The sequence below is a fragment of the uncultured Fretibacterium sp. genome (assembly GCF_938040765.1).
Lineage (GTDB): Bacteria > Synergistota > Synergistia > Synergistales > Aminobacteriaceae > CAJPSE01.
On record NZ_CALIAA010000217.1, the window covers coordinates 1 to 4048 of the forward strand.

A 4048-nucleotide genomic window follows, 5' to 3' on the forward strand; every position below is an offset into this window, starting at 1 on the left:
AGAAGGATGTTGGAGCCGGTGGCCGTGACGGAGGTGCGCCCGCGGTTTATGGTGAACATCGCGTCCTCGGCCGTGAACGGCTCGCCGTTGTGGAACTTCACCCCATGCTTCAGATGGAAGATGTAGGTCTTGTCATCCGGCTGCTCCCAGCGCTCCACGAGACGGGGGGATATCGATCCATCCGGGTTCTGGTAGAACAGATAGTCGTAGATCTGCAGGAAGAGGTTCGCCCCCGTCGCGGACCCCGTAATGATGGGATCGAGCGCGTTGGTGTCCGCTCTGGTGGCCACGATCAGGGTGTCCTTCCTGTCCGCCCCGAAGGAGGCGCTTCCCAGGCTGCCGAACAGCAGGCCGACGCAGACGATCACGAACAAAACTTTTCTCATCGAACGTGTTCTCATTGTAGGTTGTCTCCCTTCTTCTCTCGACGAAACTTCCCGCCCCTCACGCAAGTTGCCCCGCAAAATGACAGCTGACGAAATGCCCCGGCTCCACCTCCCCGAGTTTTGGAGTCTCACGCGTACAAAGTTCCTTCACATGGATGCAGCGCCCGGCGAAGCGGCAGCCCTCGGGCGGATTGATGGGGCTCGGGACGTCGCCCTCGAGGATGATCTCCTTCCGCCGATGGCCGTATCTCGGAACCGGTATCGCCGAGAGCAGCGCCATGGTATAGGGGTGCATCGCATTCTTGAAGATGCTCCTGAAGTCGCTCAGCTCGACGATCTGGCCGAGGTACATCACGGCGATTCGGTCCGAGACGTGCTTCACGACGCTCAAGTTGTGCGAGATGAACACATAGGTGTAGCCAAACTCCTTCTTGAGGTCGCTCAGGAGGTTGAGCACCTGCGCCTGGATGCAGACATCCAGGGCTGATACGGGCTCGTCCAGGACGATGAACTCAGGGGAAAGCGCCAGGGAGCGGGCGATCCCGATCCTCTGCCGCCGTCCTCCGTCGAGCTCGTGAGGATAGCTGTTGGTGAGACGCCGTGCCAGCCCCACGATATCCATGAGCTCCTCGACGCGCCGATGCATCTCCGTCGAGCTGGAATAGACGTTGTTCACGATCAGGGGCTCGGCGATGAGCTTGGAGACGGAGAGCCTGGGGTTCAGGCAGGAATAGGGGTCCTGAAAGACGATCTGGACCTTCTTGCGCATCTCCTTCATCTCCCTGCTGCCCAGCTTCAGCAGGTCGACGCCGTCGAACAGCACCTGCCCGGCCGTGGCGTCCAGAAGACGGATGAGCGTACGCCCCAGCGTGGACTTCCCGCATCCCGATTCCCCGACCAACCCCAGGGTCTCTCCCCGGCCGATGTCGAAGGACACGTCGTCGACCGCGTGCAGGAGCCCCCGCCTCGTACCGAAATACTTCTTGAGGTTCCGAACCTCGATGTACTTGTCGAACCCGCTCATCTGCCATTTCCTCCTCGCACGGGGCAAGCCGAGAAATGTCCGGGGGCCGCCTCGAACATCGCCGGCTCCAACACGGAGCAGCTCTCGACGGCGTAAGGGCACCGGGGGTGGAAACAGCAGCCCGAGGGCAGGTTCGTCGGATCGGGCATCAGGCCCTGAATGACTTTCAGGCGCTCCTGCTCCTCCTCGATATCGGGCAGCGAGTTGAAGAGTCCCTCCGTGTAGGGATGCCTGGGGTCCTCGAACAACTGCTGCGTGGACGCGTACTCGACCACCCGCCCCGCGTACATGATGGCCACCTTGTCGCACATCTCCGCGACGATGCCAAGATCGTGGGTTATCATGATCATGGACGTGTCGTATTTCGCCTTCAGATTGCGCATGAGCTTGAGCACCTGCGCCTGGATCGTCACGTCCAACGCCGTCGTCGGCTCGTCCGCGATCAGCAGCATCGGGTTGCAGGCCAGAGCGATGGCGATGACTACGCGCTGCTTCATGCCGCCGGAGAACTGGTGCGGGTACTCGTTCCCCCGCTCCCTCATGATCCCCACGACCTCCAGCATGTCCCCCGCCATCTCGAGGGCCTTGGACTCGCTGACTTTCTGGTGCAGGGAGATCATCTCGGATATCTGTCTGTCGACCGGGATGACCGGATTGAGGGAGGTCATGGGGTCCTGGAAGATCATCGAGATCTTCTCACCCCGGATCGAACGCATCTCCGCCTCGTCCTTCTCCAGGAGATTCGCCCCCTCGAAGAGGATGCGCCCTCCGGAAACCCTGCCCTGAGGCGCCGGGAGCAGACGCAGAATACTCAGCGCCGTGGTCGTCTTGCCCGCACCGGTCTCCCCAACCAGGCCGAGGCTCTCGCCCCGGTCAACCTCCAGGTCCAGCCGGCTAACCGCGTGGACCGTCCCGTCGTCCGTCACGTACTCGACGGACAGATCCTGAATCTGCAGAAGTTTTTTCCCCTCGCCCATAACCTTCGTCCCCTATCTCTTCAGTTTGGGATCGAGTGCGTCCCTGAGGCCGTCCCCAAGAAAGTTCAGGGCAAGAATCGTGATCATAATGGCAAACCCCGGAAAAAACGTCATGTAGGCGTAGTCCCGGATATAGGCTCGTGCCCCGGACAGCATCGCTCCCCACTCCGGGGTCGGGGGCTGAATCCCGAGCCCGATGAAGGAAAGCCCCGCGGTGGAAAGGATGGCGGAGGCCACGCCCAGCGTCGACTGGACGATGAGGGGGGCCATGCAGTTCGGGATGATGTGCCGCAGGATGATCCTTCGGTCGCTCGACCCCACGGCCTTGGCCGCCTCCACGAATTCCTGCCCCTTGACCGAGAGGACGGATCCCCGCATCACCCGGGCGTAAGCCGGCGTGGAGGAAATGCCCACGGCAACCATCAGATTCAGGAGGCCCGGCCCCAGCGCGGCCGCTATGGATATAGCCAGCACCGTACTTGGAATCGAGAGCAGGATATCCATGGCCCGCATGATCAGGTTGTCCAGAACCCCTCCGTAATAACCGGCGACCGCCCCGAGGAGACCGCCGAACAGGATGGCGATGCCCACGGCAATAAAGCCGACCACGAGGGATATCCTGGAACCGTAGACCATCCTGCTGAAGATGTCTCGCCCGAACTCGTCCGTACCGAACAGGTGTTTGGACGACGGAAACTCGAAGGCATGAAGCAGGTTCTGCTTGGAATAGGAATAGGGCGCGATGGAGTCGGCAAAAATGGCACAGACGATCAGCAGCAGCACGATGAAGAGCCCCAACATCGCCAAAGGGCTCTTGCAAAGGCTTCTCATCACGGTACGCTTGCTTTTGTTCTCCTTATTCACCGAGTTTTCTTCCGGCATCGGAACTTACCTCCTTAACTCCTGTACTGGGCCTTGATCCTCGGATCGACCCAGGCATACGTCAAGTCGACAAGGAGGTTGACCACACTGAAGGCTATGGCTATGAACAAAACCCCGCCCTGGACTACGGGATAATCTCTCATCTTTATGGCGTCGACCATGAGCCGGCCGATGCCGGGTATCGAAAATATGGATTCGGTCAGCAGAGCCCCGCCCAACAGGTTGCCGAACTGCAGCCCGATGACCGTCACGACCGGAATCAGGGCGTTGGCCAGCGCGTGGCGCAGGATCACCAGCTTCTCCCGCTGCCCCTTGGAGCGCGCCGTTCGGATGTAGTCCTGCCGGATGATCTCGAGCATGCTCGACCGGGTCATACGGGTGATCAGCGCCATCGACTGCAGGGCGAGGGCCAGGGACGGAAGGATCATGGACGAAAAGGTGTCGAACCCCGAGGAGGGAAGCCACCCCAACTGTACCGAGAAGAACAGGATCATCAGGAGCCCCAGCCAGAAGATGGGCATGGAAACCCCGACCATGGCAAAGAACATCACGAAGGAATCGAAGAAGGAATACTGTTTCACCGCGGATATGATCCCGAAGGGTACGCCCAGACAGACGGACAGGATGACCGCGATGGTTGCCAGCTTCACCGTGGCGGGAAACGCAGCCAGCACCTCCTGTGCGACGGGGTTTTTCGTCACGTAGGAATACCCGATGTCCCCATGCCGGACGGCCTTGTAAAGATAGTGGAAGAACTGAACCAAAAACGGGTCGTTCAG

5 protein-coding genes are annotated in these 4048 nt (G+C 60.4%); all 5 read right to left on the reverse strand.

The window, feature by feature from the left end:
* Window positions 1-386 (reverse strand): ABC transporter substrate-binding protein (locus Q0176_RS07455; RefSeq protein ID WP_299300942.1); only part of this gene is annotated, 386 nt, incomplete at its 3' end.
* Window positions 387-444: 58 nt separating this feature from the next.
* Window positions 445-1410 (reverse strand): oligopeptide/dipeptide ABC transporter ATP-binding protein, encoded by a 966-nt coding sequence (locus Q0176_RS07460; RefSeq protein ID WP_299300945.1) that lies wholly within the window; start codon window positions 1408-1410, stop codon window positions 445-447.
* Entirely contained in the window at window positions 1407-2387 is a 981-nt protein-coding gene (locus tag Q0176_RS07465) for an ABC transporter ATP-binding protein (protein WP_299300948.1), read from the reverse strand. The genes Q0176_RS07460 and Q0176_RS07465 overlap by 4 nt, the downstream gene beginning before the upstream one ends.
* 12 nt (window positions 2388-2399) lie before the next feature.
* Complete coding sequence (locus tag Q0176_RS07470) at window positions 2400-3269, reverse strand: ABC transporter permease (RefSeq protein ID WP_299300952.1); 870 nt, start codon at window positions 3267-3269, stop codon at window positions 2400-2402.
* Between the two features lie 14 nt (window positions 3270-3283).
* A partial coding sequence (locus Q0176_RS07475) for an ABC transporter permease (RefSeq protein WP_299300955.1) occupies window positions 3284-4048 on the reverse strand: 765 nt, incomplete at its 5' end.